Source organism: Pseudomonadota bacterium (assembly GCA_026388275.1).
Taxonomy (GTDB): domain Bacteria; phylum Desulfobacterota; class Syntrophorhabdia; order Syntrophorhabdales; family Syntrophorhabdaceae; genus JAPLKB01.
The window spans coordinates 41,651-59,458 of record JAPLKB010000016.1; the positions used below are offsets into that span (position 1 = coordinate 41,651).

Sequence of the window (17,808 nt, forward strand, 5' to 3'; positions counted from 1 at the left end):
GCAATGGCTTGCATCCATTCGGCAACCTGTTGCTTAAACATCTTTACTAAATATTCGCTGCTCACGGGAATATTTTCTTATAGGGGCAGGATAGAGGTTGTGACAAAACAGACACTAAGAAGCAACAAGGCAATAAAGATCGAAATCTCCGATAATGGACTTGGAATAAGCACATCGGATCTCCCATACATTTTTGACCCCTTTTTCAGCAACAAGAAGAAGGGTACCGGCCTCGGCCTCTCAAACGTGAAAAAAATAATAGAGGCGCATGGCGTGGTAGAAAAGGTGACTTTACGAAAACCTCAGGTCATACGTTTTTCTTTTATAGTGCCCTTCAGGGAGATTAATTGAAAAGAAAAAAAATACTTATCATAGACGATGAACGTTCTTTGCTTGAATCCCTGGACATGTTCCTCACTGAAAAGGGTTATACAGTGCAATGCGCTACCACAGCGGCAGAAGGGTTTAAAAAAAGTGATTCCTTTAACCCGGATGCAACTATTCTTGATATACGGCTTCCTGATATGGACGGCCTTGAGGTGCTGGAAAAGCTGAGGAGTAATGATAAGAAAAATATAATTATTATCACAGCATTCCATGATACGGATACAAAGAAAAAAGCGGTGAAATCAGGCGCCTTCGAATATATCCCAAAACCTATAGATGTGGAAGAACTCGAAAAGGCAATAGACAGAGCCATGAAGTGCCGGTAAAAATGATATCTGTTTAATCCCGGATTTATCATTAGGGTGTACCTCTATGTCATTATTGACTGCTAACACCGAGTTCACCGGGAGCGTAAGCGATCCCTTGCATGACATGGTTGGGCATTTGTTTTATCGTTCTATTTGTCTCTTGTCAGCGGCTGGCCCCTTAGCTCTGCTTTAGGGTATTCCTACCAGAATATCTGTTCCTTCAACCTTGACAGCATAACACTCTTCATCCTCGGTTTTTATTTTTCCAAACCCAATTTTGGTCTCCCCGACAGCTTCTCCTGTCTTCACGCTGAATCGAGCGCCATGGTTTGGACATGTGACAATGCCTCCTTTAAGAACACCTCCGGCCAGTGAGCCTCCGGCGTGAGTACACCTGCTGGCGATGGCATAGTAGGAACCATCCACATTCACCAGGAGAACTTCCTTACCGTTTACAACAACGGTTATCATCGTGTTTATAGGTAATTCACCTGTTGCGGCAACTCTTGTGTATTCCATTCTCATCTCCTTTCAAGGCATCGAGTAATAAGCTATATTATATAATAATTGAGTTGAGACTACTATGCTTGTTTATACTGCCAAACAATGAAATCAGCGCGACGCTTCGGGGATATACTCCATCAATTTGTTGGAACTTTTTGCCTCTATCGGCTTTTCCATATTTTTGTTTTATTATATCTTCTATTCCGTTTTTTGTCTTTATTCTTATCTCAACTTTCAATAAGATAGAAAACCCACCATTTTCAAAAACCTTCTTTCTTTGCTGTTATGTACTCCATAAAATACAATTTGAAATAGGTTTCCATGTTTGCATTCACAGTGAATGCAAAATATACTTAATTGTTCAAACCAAAGCCTGTATTGACTTTGCTGGGATTTTTAATTTTGTAGAAACATTTTCTGCAATTGTTGCAGACACGTTGTCTGCAAAGTCTCATTATTGAAGATTTAGGCTTAATACGATTTTTGAGGGCTTTTTTATCTCCTTAATGGCCTCTTTAAGTATTTTACTCTTCAGCATTTATAGGCTTTCACATCTGATGGATAAACCACAGGACGTTATTTGTTCACCCATTTTCTCAGCCTCTTGAGCTTTTGATAGTGTAGATCATTGGTAATATAGCATGTAGAGGCTATTTTCGGCCCTCAAAAATCGTATTAACCCAAGATTTATGACTTTTCATTTTACTTCCCGCCGCCAGTTTAATTGAAATAATGAAGGATGTCCTCTTATCGTCCTTGTCCTGTGACAAGGACTGAACCCTTTGTTTCCCTTTTGCTATCCCAGCGCGGCGTTCCAAACTTCGAAGTTGTAAGGGCCATTTTCCGATGGTTTGAAGATTGCCACATAAGTGAGAACATGCCAGCCGATGAATTCGCGATTCGCAGGATCGAATTTCACCTTGTTCCATGTCTTTCGCCAGGTTCCCGTATTAAAATAGATTTTGTCCTGATTCGATCCGTCCGGCAGGGGCGTTTGATCCATGGGGATCATCAGGTAGTCATGGGTATGGCCATATACAATGAAACTGGCCTCGCCGGACCTGAACCTCGGTTCTGCGTAGGCATGCCGGTCATATCCTCCGGCCGCATCCTCCGGAAACCACTTTTCTTTAAGACCGGCGATCTTTTCCAGGGTCTTTTTTGATGTGTGCGACGAAAGCTGCAGGGCAATTTGCAAAAAGTCGACTATGTCAGGCCACAGAAACTTGTCCTGTTCCTTGATAAAAGGCACTTCGAAAAAGGCGTCCACACAGGCGTCCCAAGCCTGTTCAATAACCCCACGGGCAGCCTCGTTTTCCGTTTTATTGGCCACCATGAGCACCCAGGAAGGTGCGTCGAGAAGCGGCCGAATGTTGTCCAATTCCTTGAGCTGTGCGGCAATCCGGTCTGCTTCCGCCTGTGTAACTGAACCCGTGGTAACCTGCTCATTCAGGCTCCTAATCACCTGCTCGGGATACTTGTTGAGCAATTCGATAACAATGGCGTCGCCAATCGAGGAAGCGTCGCGTTTACCCATGTAATTGAAGTCATCATAAACATCGCCGTGCCGTGCAAAAACCTTGTAATCCGGCTCAAACAACTGGGAGGGAAAGGGATCGCTCCCGGCAATTCCCAGGGCCGCTGCCGCTGCCTTCCTGCAGGCGGGGTAGCGGTTGATCAGCCAATCGTGATTGCCGATAACATAGGTGATGTCGAAGGGGATCTTTTTCTTCTGGGCCCATTCCCGAAGGCCGAGAAGTTCCGCCACGGAATCCTCGTTGTTGCTAAGAATTCCATTAAGAATTTGTTGAACGATCGCCTCCTGTTTGGGCCCGGCGTCGTCCCATGGTCTGTCACTAGTGGAAAGCCATTTCGTGGATCGGATGATGTCAAAAATATCACCCAGTAGGACCAGCCGCATTTCTTCGGGAGGTTGAGGCTTCAAGGTATCCGCGAGTTTTCGAATATTTTCCGCAAAAATCCTGAATGCCGCGGGTTTGATGGTCTCTCCGGAACTGCCGTCAGTCATGTGGACATCACTCAAAAACACTAACATGGTTTTCCTCCTTTGAATATTGAAGGTTTATCCGCATCATTGCCACTCTTTCCGATACATCCATGACCTTATTCATTCCTTACTCGCAACACAGGTTTCAGCCGGAACAATACACGATCCGCCGCAAGTAATGATTAGAGCAGTGTTATGCTGTTCCTTTTGTACATTGTCAGCGCCCGACCCCTTTGTTTTCCTGTACTCCAATAAAGACATTTTTCAAAAGGGTTATATGCTTTCGTTCACTGTGAACGAAAAATTTACTTAATTGGCCAAACCAAAGCCTGTATTGGCTTTACAGAGATTTTACTTTTTGCTACAACATTTGTAGCAAACGCAACGGACACGTTGTCTGTAATCACACGAAATGATATAAAATCGATATTTTCGATCATCTTGTTCCAACCCATAGACACCTCCTTTCTGTGTGTCTATGAATTAATACTAAAGTGTTATCTGTGTCCCCGTTCGGTCATTTCTCTTGTTTTCCAATAATCAGGCGCTCTGTTTAGATGCATGACGGCAATTATAAATATTTCCTCATTGGTGGTTTGATATATAACACCGTATGGGAAGCGCTTCATCAAGCACCTTCTGGTATTTGCTGACAGAGGCGGCCATGCATTTGGAAATGATATAATATTTTGAATTGCCAAATGAATCTCTTTCGCAAATGATAGACCAAGACCACCCTGGCATTCATTGTAGTAGTCCACAGCTTGATTCAACTCTTTTTCCGCTGTTGGATGAAAAGAATACTTCAAGAACCGGTCCTGTCGAGTATTTTTCTAAATACCTGATCTCCTGGTATCGTTTCTGCCTTGCCTTTTCTTATTTCTTCAACCCGCTTCTCTGCCTCTTTTGCCCACAGTTTGTCTATCTCAGTCCGAGTGGGATTTAAACTTTGCAGAAGCTTGTCTACAAGTAATGTTCTTGTTTCTACAGGCAATGAAATAGCCTCATCAAAAAGCTCTTCGGTTTTAATCATGTTACCTCCTTGTCGAATCTATTCTTCTATTATATCATGTTTCCCCGATGTGCGGTGATATCATTCTTTTGGTTACATAACACAAAGGTGCAGCGAACGTGGGCTGGGTTTTGGTTTCATATCTATTTCTCAATTGAAATATTGAAGGACGTCCCCATGTCCCCTTTCCTGTATTCAAACCTTTTTGCTTCTATCTCCATTATTTCTTCCAGCTTCTGAGTATTGAATACTAAAACAAAGCCGCCTCCAGATCCATAACCACGCCACTGACTCAATAGCCCATTGTTGTTGATGTGAGGATTTTTGTGCTGCCCGCAGAATGAAAGAATATAGATTTCATGACCAGTCGCGCGGTATTGTGCACCAACGACTACTTCCGCGTCGTGCTGAATAATTTGGCCCAGGCCACCTTTCCGGCTAATTTTCTCTTCTATGTGTGGAGATTGCTTAACAAATTTCTCGTATGCTTCACGCACATAGGGAAGAATCAAGGATACCAGTTTGTCCCTGAAAAAAACGATCTCTGAATAATCGTTAAGAAATTTGTAGTGAGTTGCCCACAGAGTTTGGGTTTTCAGGATTCCGAGTAACCCATCCCAAGTGGTGTAGTGATACAGTTTCTCATAGATGTCAGATGTCTTTTCCATCTCTTTCCTCTTTTATTGGGCACTTAACGCCACGCATCACCGGCGGCAAAAAGCAGAGCGACTAAAGGAGCGGCGCTTTTTGCTGTCCGGGTGTATGCAATTGTTAGCACTTTTCATTGCAGCTCAGCCCAACGAAACAGCGCCATCTCGATTTCTGATAGTCTCCAAAGACCTGAATTCGATAAGTTGTCATAAGGTTTCTTAATTTGTTGCTTTTCTAACCGGCCCTTCAGATTATTTAAAAGCTTCAAGAATTCGAGATAGCCATCTACCATACTGTTGATATGTCCGTCATTTATCTTGCGCAGTAGGTTCCGCTTTAATAGAGCGCCGCGAATTCTTGAATCAAGCGCGCCATATTTTTCCGGTGCCATAAAGCGCAAAAATTTTGATGCGTAAGTTAAACCAAGACCTGGCAGCGAAAGCGAGCTTGTGATTGCCCTTTGTGGAGCATCCAGGTTGGCAATAATCTCTTGAACCAGTTGGAGGAGATTTATCTCTCCACTTCCATCATTGAATTTCTGTAACACTCCGTTCTGGCTTCCACCCCACTCAATCATTTCTTGAATCAGGTACTTGGAAGCGGTGTTCTGCTCCAATGAGTTATTACGCAACCAGATAAACCTTTTTTCGAGAGAATCTATCCAATGAAAGTCTGGATATGAATCGGCTGGATACCCGAATAATTTATGTTTTCCATTCCAAGAATATTGTTGGTAATAATCTGGAAATCTTGTTAATTTCAATGACTGTTTCATTTGCAGGCCAATAGAGATTTCCGGCTTTTTTTCTTTTTGGGGTTTGGATACGTTGACATCAACTGCAACACCTCCAGCCACAACAAATTTCCAATCATTAATGACGCTTTTTATGTCGGGATATTTCCTCGGGTCACCATCTCCGGAACCTGACACACTTGAGACATTTTCGGGGATGCAATATTTCTGCAAAAACTTCAATGTGGCGTAATACTTACCCGAATCTGTGGCATCCAAAATATCATCGGCTATTTTATATACAGCATGATATCCGAATACCTCTTCCAGACAATCTGGATATTTCCTTATATATATTCATTTATTTTTTCTTGATTAGTCATGTTTTTATCCAACTGCTTATGTGTTCGTGCTAACACCCTTGTCAGCCAGAGCTCGCTTTATGGGCGATTGGCTGCACCAAGTGGTTCGGCGGTCATTCCTTCAAGCCATGCTTTTTGATCGCTTCCACAACATCTTCAATCCAATCCAGCACAGCCGAGACTTCAGCTTCAGAAAAGCTTCGATTAATCGGACATTTCAGTTCTCGACCTGCCGGGCTGAACAGACGCGTTGCCTGGGCCTTTCTTCGAAGCTCTTTGATGACGTCTTCAGGTACTGCCGTCTTGCTTGTCATGCTGCCTTGACCGGCCATGCTAGTGTAAACCGACTGTTTGTAAACGGCTCCAATTGGATAGCCGTAGCAGACGGCAACGTGGGTACCGTCAAGATCGACATTGAGGGAGAAACCCTTGGTTCCCCAATGAATGGGCATGAATTTGTCTTTTGCGAGTGCCAGTATTCGCGAAAAGACGGCTTTGCCGTTGTCGTCGAGTGAGGATAGAAAAGCCCCCTCGGTAACCGTTGGCAAGGAACCCGAAGCCACTTGGGAGGGTTTGTCAGCTTCATTGCCGACGACAATCTCCTGCGACAGAAGGCGTGTCCCGCCTTCGCCTTGAAAAAAGGTGAACTCGACACAGGTAACCTTAATTCCCTTAGACCGAAGAAAAGAAGCCGTTTGTCTTATCTCAGGCGTGACCCGCTGGCCTACAATCACCACCCGTTGGTCCTTATTGAAGGCGATGGCTTCGTCAAGGCCAAGCTCGAAATATGCCCGGTGGTGTTCTGCCAGGTTCAATGACTCGTCATTAAGGTACAAGCGGAGTATACCCTCAAGCTGTCCGGTATCAAGACGCGCAGCGAAGGACGCATATTCAAGCGCCTGCGCGAGCGTGTCGCGCGGTGTTCTATTCCTCTTCAATTCGACAACGACAACTGTTCCCTGCCTGTCAACGCCTACGAGGTCAATAAAACCTCCGAAATTCGTGACGACCTGACGACCGATGATAAGGATTTTGCCATCTTCGACAATGCCGTCGGGATTGGTCTCAAGCCAGCCTTCTAGCACGGCCTCTTCATGGTCTACGTGGAAAGGTGTCTGTACGTATTCGCCAAACTTGCCGTTGCTATGTATGCCGAAGAGTCTCATGTCATTTCCTCAATTCGTTAAGCTTTGCGACGTTCCATTGTCCTAGGATTCTCAGGAGTTCGCCGGCATCATTGAATTTCTTCACCTCACCTGTATCGGCATGGGTAGCTTGCCCCTTGATCCATAAACGAGCCGATTCAGAGTCGAATTCGTCTTTTACCTTTTCCAATGACCAAAGATTGATCTTAACGGTGAGGCCTGAATTGCCTTTTCGCATTGTCACATGTGAATCTTCAGTTTTTCTCATGATTTTCCTCCGTCCCAACAATTAATATACGAATATCGTTTTTATTTCAATACTACATGAATTGATTAAGGAAATACAAGCAATAAATGTGTAATTTTCTTTCTTTTTATTACATGGTATTCCCTTTTAGTGATAATAAATACCAAAAACTAATATCGTAATTTACGGTGATTGTGGCAAAGGAGAGTCTATAGCGGATTTTGCTATAACTTCGGATATTATTAAATAATTTCTGTTGGTAATGAACCTCCCCGCAGCAAGCTGCGGGATATCATCGGAAAGAGGCTCATATCCCCCTCACCCCGCCCTCTCCCCCGGAGGGGCGAGGGAAAGTAGTAACCCTGCAACAAGCTGCAGGGAATCGTTTGGATTGAAAAAAGCCATGAATCGCAGGAAAATAAGTAACTGCTTTATATTTTCCCCTTATCTGCCGATAAGTCTTTTATGGCAACAACAATCCGCATCGAAGCAAAGTCGGTAACCATTTCAAACGACTTCAAGCTTTTCAGGGGAAAGGTGTGGGAAGGTACAATAGAAGAGGCGATAAGCAACTGGGTAGGAAAAAGATTCACCCGTCTTGATTCCAGGTGTATTGTACGAAGGGACTTTCTGAATGCCCAGGGCACTTTCAAACAGGGTATAAAGCAAACAGTTATTCAATAAACAAATATCTTATTCCAACGCTGAATCAATCCTTAATTGATTCAGGAAGATTCTTTCCTCACAAAAACAAATGGTAGTGTATAAATTGCGACAGACGCTTTTTGCCTATTAGCATATATTTCTAAAAATCTGGAAAGCTTGCTGAAACCTATTTAAGAAAAAACCGAAATATACCAAAAGAACTATATTTTACTTCCGGTTTCACATAAGCGCTTATGTGAAACCGGATTGAGTGGGCACCAGCATGGAAGCAATACAGCAGATGTGGATGGGCTGTAAGCCTTGCAGGCCGGAGGCGTACTCAATGTACGTCGAAGGATCGCAAGGCGAAGCAGATCGCCGCAGATGGGTATTGCAATCATGCTGGTGCCCGTTCAAAGAAAAAACCCGAAACAGCAATGTCGCTATTTCTTCCTGAACACCAACCGTATAGGCGCACCCATGAAGCTGAATTTATCGCGGAGTGAGTTCTCAAGATATCTCTTGTAATGTTCGGGTATGAACTTGGGATAATTTGAGAAAAGCATGAAGGTCGGCGGCGAGGTCTTGGTCTGGCTTGCATAGAATATCTTTAGCTGTTTACCCTGGACATGCGGGAGACTTACCCTTTGGATAGATTCTTCAATGGCTTTATTCAGCTTTGGCGTGCCTATCTCTTTTTCCATCTGGCCATGTATCCTCAAATCCGTATCAATAATACCCCCTATGTTCAATCCGGTTACAGCAGATACGAAAATCACCGGAGAAAATGAGGCATGGGGAAGTTTTTCTAAGACCATCTTTTTATAGACTTTTGTGTCCATTTCTCCCTTTACAAGGTCCCATTTATTGACAACAATGCACAGACCCTTGCCCCGCGATACAACTGTATGGGCAATGCCTGCGTCCTGATGGGTTACCCCCTCCTGGGCATCTATGATCAGATTTATTATGTTTGCCCTGTCTATGCTGTGAATGGCGCTTGATACGGAATGTTCTTCAACCTTTACGGAGACCTTGCTTTTTCTCCGTAGCCCTGCAGTATCAATAAGTATGACCTCATTGTCTTTATAAAGTATCTTAGAATCGATGGAATCCCTTGTAGTTCCGGGTATGTCGCTTACGATCATCCGCTGAGACCCGAGCAGTTTGTTCGTAATGGAGGATTTTCCTGTATTCGGCTTCCCCACAATAGCAATGCGAATTCCCGACGTCGGTTCAGCCTCCGGCGAAGGCTGAAATCCCTGATTGTTGACTACATCGCATATTTCATCCAGCAGCTCCCCGATCCCTATGCCGTGGAGGGCGCTGATCGTAAAAATCTTTTCTACGCCCAGCTCGTAAAATTCGGCTGAAGCGGTCTCTGTTTTGTTGGAATCAACCTTGTTTATCACATAAATAACCGGTTTATCATGTTTTCTCAAATCCGTTGCAATTTCTTTGTCCTGCGGAAGAAGGCCGTCCTTGCCGTCCAGAATAAAGATAATGGCCGTAGATTCTTCCATAGACACATGTATCTGTTCCTTTACCAACCGGAAAATGCTGTCTTCCGAGGAAGGTTCGAAGCCTCCGGTATCAACAAGGATAAAATTGTTCCCGTCAAACTCGAACTCCCCGTAATTTCTGTCCCTTGTAACACCAGGTGAATCTTCTATTATTGCCTTCCTGTAACCGATAATCCTGTTGAAGAAGGTGGATTTGCCTACGTTCGGCCTGCCGACGATACTTATAATAGGTTTCATATGCTCCTTTTATACTAAATTTATTAGCATTATAACATTGACAAAGCATGTATAATGGAAATTTCTTTACTGTTCATCCTTTATACCTTACTATCAAACTTAAAATAAAGCCGATAAAAGGCAGGATCATTATGGACTCAAGAGCAAAGGGCACGCCGAAATTGTCTGCTACAACGCCGAGCAGTGTTACCCCTATGCCGCCCGTCCCTATAGCAAAACCTACCATGAGGCCGGAAGCAACGCCAAGCCTGTTCGGGAGGAGCTTTTGCGCCATAACAATAGTTACGGAAAATGTTGAGATCATCAACATGCCTTGCAGTCCAAGAACTACAAAGAGAAGATAGCTTTTCTGGACAAAGGGCACGAATATAAGCGGGAGTGTAACGGCTCCAAGCAGCATGGATACTGTCAGGAATAATTTATGTCCCCACCTGTCGGCAAAAGGCGCGCCGATGAGTGTCCCTGCCGCACCGCAGAAGAGGTATGTAAATACAAGCTTGCCTGCAAACAGCGGATCACCCTTCAGATAATTTATGTAATAAAAGGGAATGTATGTTACAAGGCCCATTTGTGTCCATGTCCTCATCACAACAATTCCAATAATAATGAAAAGAGAGATATAAGCGCCCGCGGGTGCTTTAGTGGCTGTTTTTTGTTGTTCTGCATGTTCGAGCACAGGAACGGCAATGGCCTTTCTGTAGTAGATGATTATTGCCGTACATACAAGCGCCGGCAGTATAATCAGAGGGAGAGAAGAAAACCCGAGGTATTGGATAATAAGAATAGAAAGGAGGGGTCCCAATGAAAAACCGATGTTCCCGCCGACAGAGAATATGGACATGCCGGTAACACTCTTTTCTCCAGTAAAAAAATGGGCAGTCTTGTACCCCTCCGGGTGGTAGGACGCAGCGCCAAGTCCGCTTATTATAACAAGCACAAGGACAACGGTGTAGCTCGAAAATACCGGGAGAAGGGATAGGCCGACACCTGCACACAGCAAGCCGACGGGAAGAAGAACCGCTCTTCCCTTTTTGTCCGAATAAAAACCGAATAGCGGCTGGAGTATAGAAGAGCTGAAGTTTGATACCATCATTATAAGGCCTGTCATGGTATACGAAAGCCCGAGGCTCTCCTTCAGAAAGGGGAGTGTGGCCGGGAGCGCACCCTGATAAATATCGACGGTAAGGTGGCCGAGTGAAAGTATGAGAAGCACTTTCAGGTTGAATTTTTTATTCATTTTTTATCTGCAGATATCTATAAAGTTTTGCAGGAGTTTAAGACCGGCTCTCTGGCTTTTCTCCGGGTGAAATTGACATGCAAAAAGGCGGCCTCTTTGAATAGATGATGCAAACTCAACATCATATACGGTTTTTGTTGCTGTTACATCTTCTACGGGCCTGCAATAATATGAATGAACAAAATAAAAAAACTCTCCGCTGTTTATGCCTTTAAAGATATCGTTCTCCCCTTGAATCTCTATGCTGTTCCATCCCATGTGCGGCACCTTCATTGAACCACTGAATCTCGGCACATCGCCCTTTATCACACCCATCCCCTCGATACCCGGCGCTTCCTCGCTTGATTCGAACAATGTCTGCATGCCCAGGCATATCCCGAAATATCGTTTATCATTCATTATCAGATCTTTTATCAGATCAAAGAGTTCAAATTTCTTCAGGTTCTCAATACACCTTCCAAAGGCGCCGACACCGGGCAGTATGATGGCATCTGATGACTTGATTGTTTCTTTTTTCCTTGTTACAACAACGTCGCCGCCGAGCTTCCTGAAAGCGTTTGTTACACTTCTTAAGTTGCCCATGCCGTAATCAACAATTGCTATCATGGCCTGTCCGTTCCTGTTTTTAATGATTAATTCTTGCTGTTATTGCCTTACAGCGTGCCCTTTGTTGAAAGCACTCCCTTTATGTTTTCGTCTTTTTTTGTTGCATCTTTCAATGCCCTGCCGAAAGACTTGAAGATAGCCTCTATTTTGTGATGGAGATTCTCACCATAAAACAGATTCATGTGCAGGGTTATCTTTGCTTCGTTTACAAAGGCCTGGAAAAATTCTTTAACAACCCCTGCATCAAAAGTCCCCGTTGTGCCCTGCACCTTGCCTTTCCACACAAGGGCCGGCCTGCCGCTGATATCTATAGCCATCATACACAGGGATTCGTCCATAGGTGTCACAGCATATCCGTAACGTTTCAATCCTTCAAGATCAGCTATGGCTTTCCTGAATGCTTTGCCCATAGCAATGCCTATATCTTCTACTGTATGGTGGCAATCTACGTCCGTATCTCCCTTTGCTTCAATTTCAAGGTCAAAGAGACCGTGCTTTGAAAACAGGTGAAGCATGTGGTCAAAGAAGGGGATGCCTGTCGATACGACATATTTTCCTTCTCCGTCGATGACCCAGTTAATTTTAATAGCCGTTTCCTTTGTTTTTCTGCTTACCCTTGCTTCTCTTTTCATGGCTCCCCCTCTTGTTTGGTGTTTTAACTTAACATTTAACACTCAAAACTCAAAACTGTCTTCATGGGATTACCTTGTTCAGCGGATATTCAACAATATCAACTGCTCCTGCCCTTTTTAAGTTAGGTATAATATCTCTTACAACCTTTTCATCTATAACAACCTCAATTGCCACCCAGTCGCTATCGGAAAGGGTAGAAACTGTGGGTGTGCGCAGGCACGGGAGCGTCTTTACCACTTCATCCAATCTGCCCTTGGGCAAATTCATCTTGAGCCCCACCTTTTCCTCTGCGAGAAGCGCTCCCCTCAACAATATGACGATGTTTTCCATCTTCCTTCTTTTCCACTCATCCTTCCATGAGTTTTTGTTCGCGATGAGCACTGTCTCCGATTCAAGGATGGTTTCCACAATCCTCAGATTGTTTGCTTTAAGTGATGCCCCTGTTTCCGTAACCTCTATTATGGCATCGGCCAGAAGCGGCGGTTTTACTTCTGTGGCACCCCAGGAGAATTCTACAGCAGCACTTATTCCCCTCTCTTTCAGGTATCTTTTGGTAAACCCCACAAGCTCTGTTGCAATCTTCTTGCCTTGCAGGTCCTCCACTTTCTGTATGGGTGAGTCCATCGGCACTGCAACAACCCACTTAACCCCTCGAAAACCAATTTTCCCGTATCTTAATCTTACAAGTTCTTCAACTTTTGCATTCTGCTCAAGGACCCAGTCATAGCCTGTAATCCCCAGGTCAAGTATGCCGTCTTCAACATATCTTGCCATTTCCTGCGCCCTGATAACAAGCCCTTCCAACTCAGGGTCATCTATTGTAGGCACATAGGCTCTGTCATGAAGTTTTATATTATAGCCTGCGTTTTTAAAAAGCCTGAATGTTGTTTCCTGCAGACTTCCCTTGGGTAAACCGATCTTTAATTTCATTTTACAACCCCTTTCTTGCTTTTATAGATTCTCCGTGCGCAAAAAGTCCTTCAATCCTTGACAGTCTTATTGCATTGTCGGCGTATTTTTCTAAAAACTCTTTTTCTATCCTGACCGTTATCTTTCTTCTTGTAAACCTGTCCACGGAAAGTCCTCCTGTAAACCTGCCCGCACCTCCTGTGGGCAGAACATGGTTCGTTCCGATATAGTAATCACCCATAGCAACCGGGGTGTTCGGGCCAACATATATGATGCCGGGATACCGTATATCAGAGGCAATACTCTCTTCTCCCAATAACTCCATATGTTCAGGCGCAATAGTATTTATGGCACGGACTGCTTTATTCACATCCTTATAATGAACAAAAAAACTGTTTCCTGTTAAAGCTTTCTCGATAATTTCCTTTCTCTCATTTATATTCATAAGCTTTTCCACACTCTTTAAGACATCCTCTATGTGTTCTTTTGAGTGTGAAAAAATACCCACTGTGGCCATTGCATCATGTTCAGCCTGCGAGAAAAGATCCCAGGCTACTGCATCCGGTGAAAATGCTTCAGTACATAGGACAATAAGCTCTGTGGGTCCGGCCAGCATATCAATGCCAACCATTCCGTAAACATCTCTCTTTGCCTCATCTACATAGGCATTGCCCGGCCCCACAATCATATCCACTTTTGGTATGCTCCCGATTCCATATGCAAAGGCATACACCGCCTGAGCCCCGCCAATGCGATAGACATCTTTTATTCCCAGAAGCAAAGCTGCGGCAGACACATAGGAGTCCAAACGCCCGTCAATAGTCGGGGTTGCAGCATATATCCTGTCGACTCCTGCAATCTGAGCAGGCACAACTCCCATAATCAGAGACGAGGGGTACGTCGCTCTTCCCCCGGGCACATAAACCATCACCCGTTCAACGGGCATAGAGGTTTCGTATGCAACAACACCTTTTCTCCTGTATGTCCTTTTGCGCCCACCCTGTGTTTTGTGGTAATGGGCAACATTTTTTATCATCCCCTTGAGCACTGCAAGGTCTTTTTTATTTACCCTGGACGCCGTTTCCTTTAGTTCGTCATCGCTTACTTTCAGCGGATAATCCCTTGTCCATCCATCCCATCTTTTTGAAAATGACGTTAACGCCTCTTCTCCTGATTTGAGCAATTCCTTTTTTATATCTTCAACGGAAGTTCTTATATCTTTCTTATTCTTTTCTCTTCCTTCAATGACAAAGGAGAGCAGTTCGTCATATTCCTTTTCAAGATCCCAGATCTTCATCCTTTTTCCTTTCTATCTTTGCACCGAGCTTTTTCAGTTTTTCTTCTATAGATTCATAACCTCTGTCAATATGGTAAATTCTTGATATTTCAGTAATGCCGTAGGCGGCAAGCCCTGCAAGCACAAGGGAAGCGCTTGCACGCAAATCTGATGCCATAACCCTTGCCCCGGAAAGCATCTTAACGCCTTTGATTATTGCAGTATTTCCTATTACCTTAACATCAGCGCCCATCCTCCTGAGTTCCGCCGCATGCATCATCCTGTTTTCGAAAATAGTTTCTGTTATTGCGCTAACACCCCTTGAGATACTCATAAGCGCCATAAACTGAGCCTGCATATCCGTGGGAAAACCTGGATAAGGGGCTGTTTTTATGTCCGCTGCCACCGGTTGTTTTCTTGACATGGAAGCTTTTATTGTGCTGCCGTCCTCTGTAATATCCATGCCTGCTTCTCTTAATTTTTCAACAATCGGCATTACGTGCATCGGGGTGCACCCTTCAATAACTATGCTGCCCCTTGTGATGCCGCAGGCAACAAGGAACGTGCCTGTTTCTATCCTGTCCGGTATAACTGTATAATCGCAGGGGGTCAGTTCATCAACCCCTTTAATTCTGATAATCTCTGTTCCCTCGCCTTCTATTTTGGCCCCCATTTTTTTCAACATATTTGCAAGATCAACCACTTCGGGTTCACGGGCAGCGTTTTCTATAATCGTCTCTCCCTTTGCTTTAACCGCCGCCATCAGGATATTTTCCGTACCGCCTACCGTAGTTGTGTCAAAGTGCACCGTTGCACCTTTCATTTTTTTTGCTGTCACATCCACGTAACCTTTTTTAACCTTCACTTTACAACCAAGAGCTGAAAGCCCCTTCAGGTGCAGATTTATAGGCCTTTCACCTATTGCACATCCACCGGGATATGATACCGTTGCCCTCTGTAATCCGCCGATTAGCGAACCAAGGACAAGCACGGAGGCTCTCATCTCCTTTACAAGCTCATAGGGGGCAACATGATTATCGACACCGCGCGTATCTATCTCCAGCGTATCATTGCCGGACCAGACTGCGTTGCTGCCCAGCAGATTAATAAGCCGCATCATTGTATCCACATCTTTCAGGCGCGGCACATTGCTGATATTATAAATACCTTTTTGCAGAATGGTGGCGGCAAGCAACGGCAAAACGGCATTCTTTGATCCGCTGATTTTTACCGTTCCCCTAAGTCTTTCCCCGCCTTCTATAACAAATTTATTCATGATCCTGTAATTACCCTTTCCCTGCCGGATAAGTCTGTTTTTAGTGTTGTTTTGAGACCCAGAGATTCTAACATATTTCTCATTTTCCGGCTCTGTAAATCGCTGCCGATTTCACACAAAACATGTCCGTTTTTTTTCAGATAATACGGCAGCCCGGCTACAAATCTTGCATAAATCTCCACGCCGTCTTCCCCGCCGTAAAGCGCGCTTCTCGGTTCAAAGGCTTTTACATCTTCAGCCAGATCATCCCACTCCTGTTGAGAAATATACGGCAGGTTAGCCAGAATTAAATCAAATTTTCTGTCCTCTTTTATGCCCTCAAACAGATTTGAGCAAACAAAACTTATATTGTTTTTTATCCCGAGATGCGCTGCGTTTTTTTTCGCAATACATAGTGCATCGGGTGAAACATCCACGCAAAACAGTTCGCATGTCGTTTTTTTCGCCAATATTATTCCTATTGCTCCTGAGCCGGTTCCCATATCCATTACACTAACAATGCCAGGGTTATTTTCAATTATTCTCAAGGCTTCCTCAACCAGAATCTCTGTTTCCGGCCTTGGTATAAGTACGTGTTGATCCACGTGGAACACCTCGGAAAAAAACTCCTTGCTTTTCGTGATATATGCAAGCGGTTTTCCTGTTTTTCTTTCATTGATCAACTTATCTATGTGCAGCGCCTCTTCTGCTTTCACTTCCCTGTCGAGGTTGATAAAGATTTTTTCTTTGCTTAATGCAAGGGTATGTGAAACGATGTTTATAAGATCGAGAGGTGCAATAATGTCTTTTTTTTCTGTAAATATGTCTCTAATGCGCAAGCCTGATTCCTGCTTACCCTTTTTTCAAGGCTTCTGATTGAAAATGGGCTACCAAAGGATTTAAAATGTCATCAATGTTTCCGTTCAATACATCCTGAAGCTTGTAAAGCGTAAGGCCGATACGGTGGTCTGTAACTCTGCCCTGTGGAAAGTTGTAAGTCCTGATGCGTTCGCTGCGGTCGCCTGTTCCTACCTGTTTTCTCCTTTCCTCGGAAATCTCCTGTTCTTTTTCTTCCTCCATCTTTTCTTTGAGCCGGGCACGGAGCACCCTTGTGGCCTTTGCCTTGTTTTTATGCTGTGACTTTTCATCCTGACAGGTAACGACTATGCCGGTCGGTATGTGCGTAACCCTCACGGCAGAATCTGTCGTATTAACATGCTGCCCACCGGGGCCGCTTGATCGGAACACGTCTATTCTCAGCTCATCCGGATTTATATTAAATTCCGCCTCTTCAGGCTCAGGCAAAACAGCAACGGTTACTGCCGAAGTGTGTATCCTCCCCTGGGCCTCTGTAACGGGGACTCTTTGTACCCTGTGAACACCGCTTTCATAACGTAAAAGACCGTAGGCGTCTTTGGCTTCTATGGCCATTATGACCTCTTTCAGGCCTCCGAGGTCCGACATGCTTGCCTCTATTAACTCTGTTTTCCATTTCATTTTCTCAGCATATTTCATATATACGGAAAAGAGATCCCTTGCAAAAAGGGCTGCCTCCTCTCCCCCTGTTGCCGCTCTTATCTCGAGGAACATATTCTGAACCGGTTTTTCGTGACTTTTTAAGAGCTTTTCCCGAAGGAGCGCTTCGAGTCTGACCTTTTCCCCATTAAGGTTCGCGGCTTCCTCTTTTATCAACAACTTCATTTCTTCGTCTGTTTCGACCCTGAGCATCTCCGCGGTTTTCTCTTCTTCGGCAGCCCTGCTTTTCCAATCCCTGTAAATATCTACAACTTCTTTTAGTTCCGTATATTCCTTGGCAAGTTTTCTGTATGCCTCCAGATCAGCTGTTGCATCAGGTTTTGCCATATCTTCTTCAATTTGGCAGTATCTTTCTTCAATTTCTTTCAGTCTTTCAAACATTGCGATTATGCGCTTTTCTTGCCGTATCTCCTTTCAAATTTCTCTACCTGACCGGCTGAGTCCAACCGCTTTTCCTTTCCGGTAAAAATGGGATGACACTTTGCACATATTTCTACGGTTATTTTGTCTCTCACAGACAGTGTTTCAAAGGTATGTCCGCATGCGCACCTTACGGAAGCGTTTTTCAGATTCGGATGAATTCCTTTTTTCATT

Annotated in this window: 22 protein-coding genes; 3 read left to right on the plus strand and 19 right to left on the minus strand. The window is 44.2% G+C overall.

Annotated elements, in window-relative coordinates:
* Positions 1-3 precede the first annotated feature (3 nt).
* Positions 4-351: an ATP-binding protein gene (locus tag NT010_04415; GenBank protein ID MCX5805299.1), complete on the plus strand. Its 348-nt coding sequence runs from the start codon at positions 4-6 to the stop codon at positions 349-351.
* Positions 348-713 carry a response regulator gene (locus NT010_04420; protein ID MCX5805300.1) on the plus strand — a complete coding sequence of 122 codons (366 nt, stop codon included), beginning with the start codon at positions 348-350 and terminating at the stop codon, positions 711-713. Before NT010_04415 ends, NT010_04420 begins: the two co-directional genes overlap by 4 nt.
* A 171-nt stretch (positions 714-884) precedes the next feature.
* On the opposite strand, the gene NT010_04425 is transcribed toward NT010_04420, so the two are convergent.
* The 9 genes from NT010_04425 to NT010_04465 all read right to left on the minus strand — a co-directional run bounded on the left by NT010_04425 (position 885) and on the right by NT010_04465 (position 7,378).
* Positions 885-1,214 (minus strand): Rieske 2Fe-2S domain-containing protein, encoded by a 330-nt coding sequence (locus NT010_04425; GenBank protein ID MCX5805301.1) that lies wholly within the window; start codon positions 1,212-1,214, stop codon positions 885-887.
* 781 nt (positions 1,215-1,995) lie between these two features.
* Complete coding sequence (locus tag NT010_04430) at positions 1,996-3,255, minus strand: hypothetical protein (GenBank protein MCX5805302.1); 1,260 nt, start codon at positions 3,253-3,255, stop codon at positions 1,996-1,998.
* 257 nt (positions 3,256-3,512) lie between these two features.
* On the minus strand, positions 3,513-3,662 hold the full coding sequence (locus NT010_04435; GenBank protein ID MCX5805303.1) for a hypothetical protein: 150 nt from the start codon (positions 3,660-3,662) through the stop codon (positions 3,513-3,515).
* 42 nt (positions 3,663-3,704) lie between these two features.
* On the minus strand, positions 3,705-4,016 hold the full coding sequence (locus NT010_04440; protein MCX5805304.1) for a type II toxin-antitoxin system RelE/ParE family toxin: 312 nt from the start codon (positions 4,014-4,016) through the stop codon (positions 3,705-3,707).
* A complete protein-coding gene (locus NT010_04445) occupies positions 4,013-4,237 on the minus strand; it encodes an addiction module protein (GenBank protein ID MCX5805305.1) in 225 nt (74 codons plus the stop codon). The genes NT010_04440 and NT010_04445 overlap by 4 nt, the downstream gene beginning before the upstream one ends.
* Positions 4,238-4,362: 125 nt before the next feature.
* Positions 4,363-4,887 (minus strand): hypothetical protein, encoded by a 525-nt coding sequence (locus tag NT010_04450; GenBank protein ID MCX5805306.1) that lies wholly within the window; start codon positions 4,885-4,887, stop codon positions 4,363-4,365.
* A 113-nt stretch (positions 4,888-5,000) separates the two neighbouring features.
* Positions 5,001-5,882 carry a hypothetical protein gene (locus NT010_04455; GenBank protein MCX5805307.1) on the minus strand — a complete coding sequence of 294 codons (882 nt, stop codon included), beginning with the start codon at positions 5,880-5,882 and terminating at the stop codon, positions 5,001-5,003.
* A gap of 196 nt (positions 5,883-6,078) precedes the next feature.
* Positions 6,079-7,131 carry an endonuclease NucS gene (locus NT010_04460; protein MCX5805308.1) on the minus strand — a complete coding sequence of 351 codons (1,053 nt, stop codon included), beginning with the start codon at positions 7,129-7,131 and terminating at the stop codon, positions 6,079-6,081.
* Position 7,132: 1 nt separating this feature from the next.
* Positions 7,133-7,378 carry a hypothetical protein gene (locus NT010_04465; GenBank protein ID MCX5805309.1) on the minus strand — a complete coding sequence of 82 codons (246 nt, stop codon included), beginning with the start codon at positions 7,376-7,378 and terminating at the stop codon, positions 7,133-7,135.
* Positions 7,379-7,822: 444 nt separating this feature from the next.
* Between NT010_04465 and NT010_04470 the strand changes: the two genes are divergently transcribed.
* Positions 7,823-8,041 carry a hypothetical protein gene (locus NT010_04470; protein MCX5805310.1) on the plus strand — a complete coding sequence of 73 codons (219 nt, stop codon included), beginning with the start codon at positions 7,823-7,825 and terminating at the stop codon, positions 8,039-8,041.
* Between the two features lie 404 nt (positions 8,042-8,445).
* Here NT010_04470 and der read toward each other — a convergent pair whose 3' ends face one another.
* From der to rpmE, 10 genes are all read right to left on the minus strand, one after another.
* Positions 8,446-9,762: a ribosome biogenesis GTPase Der gene (der, locus tag NT010_04475; protein ID MCX5805311.1), complete on the minus strand. Its 1,317-nt coding sequence runs from the start codon at positions 9,760-9,762 to the stop codon at positions 8,446-8,448.
* 73 nt (positions 9,763-9,835) lie between these two features.
* Positions 9,836-10,999, minus strand: a complete 1,164-nt coding sequence (locus NT010_04480) for an MFS transporter (GenBank protein MCX5805312.1) — start codon at positions 10,997-10,999, stop codon at positions 9,836-9,838.
* A 3-nt stretch (positions 11,000-11,002) separates the two neighbouring features.
* On the minus strand, positions 11,003-11,605 hold the full coding sequence (hisH, locus tag NT010_04485) for an imidazole glycerol phosphate synthase subunit HisH (protein ID MCX5805313.1): 603 nt from the start codon (positions 11,603-11,605) through the stop codon (positions 11,003-11,005).
* Positions 11,606-11,652: 47 nt separating this feature from the next.
* Entirely contained in the window at positions 11,653-12,237 is a 585-nt protein-coding gene (gene hisB / locus NT010_04490) for an imidazoleglycerol-phosphate dehydratase HisB (protein ID MCX5805314.1), read from the minus strand.
* Positions 12,238-12,298: 61 nt separating this feature from the next.
* Positions 12,299-13,168: an ATP phosphoribosyltransferase gene (gene hisG, locus NT010_04495; GenBank protein MCX5805315.1), complete on the minus strand. Its 870-nt coding sequence runs from the start codon at positions 13,166-13,168 to the stop codon at positions 12,299-12,301.
* Position 13,169: 1 nt separating this feature from the next.
* A complete protein-coding gene (gene hisD / locus NT010_04500; GenBank protein ID MCX5805316.1) occupies positions 13,170-14,444 on the minus strand; it encodes a histidinol dehydrogenase in 1,275 nt (424 codons plus the stop codon).
* Complete coding sequence (gene murA / locus NT010_04505; GenBank protein MCX5805317.1) at positions 14,425-15,699, minus strand: UDP-N-acetylglucosamine 1-carboxyvinyltransferase; 1,275 nt, start codon at positions 15,697-15,699, stop codon at positions 14,425-14,427. Before murA ends, hisD begins: the two co-directional genes overlap by 20 nt.
* Entirely contained in the window at positions 15,696-16,517 is an 822-nt protein-coding gene (prmC, locus tag NT010_04510; GenBank protein MCX5805318.1) for a peptide chain release factor N(5)-glutamine methyltransferase, read from the minus strand. Before prmC ends, murA begins: the two co-directional genes overlap by 4 nt.
* Positions 16,518-16,530: 13 nt before the next feature.
* Positions 16,531-17,595 (minus strand): peptide chain release factor 1, encoded by a 1,065-nt coding sequence (gene prfA, locus NT010_04515; GenBank protein MCX5805319.1) that lies wholly within the window; start codon positions 17,593-17,595, stop codon positions 16,531-16,533.
* Between the two features lie 5 nt (positions 17,596-17,600).
* Positions 17,601-17,807: a 50S ribosomal protein L31 gene (gene rpmE / locus NT010_04520; GenBank protein MCX5805320.1), complete on the minus strand. Its 207-nt coding sequence runs from the start codon at positions 17,805-17,807 to the stop codon at positions 17,601-17,603.
* Between the last annotated feature and the right edge of the window lies 1 nt (position 17,808).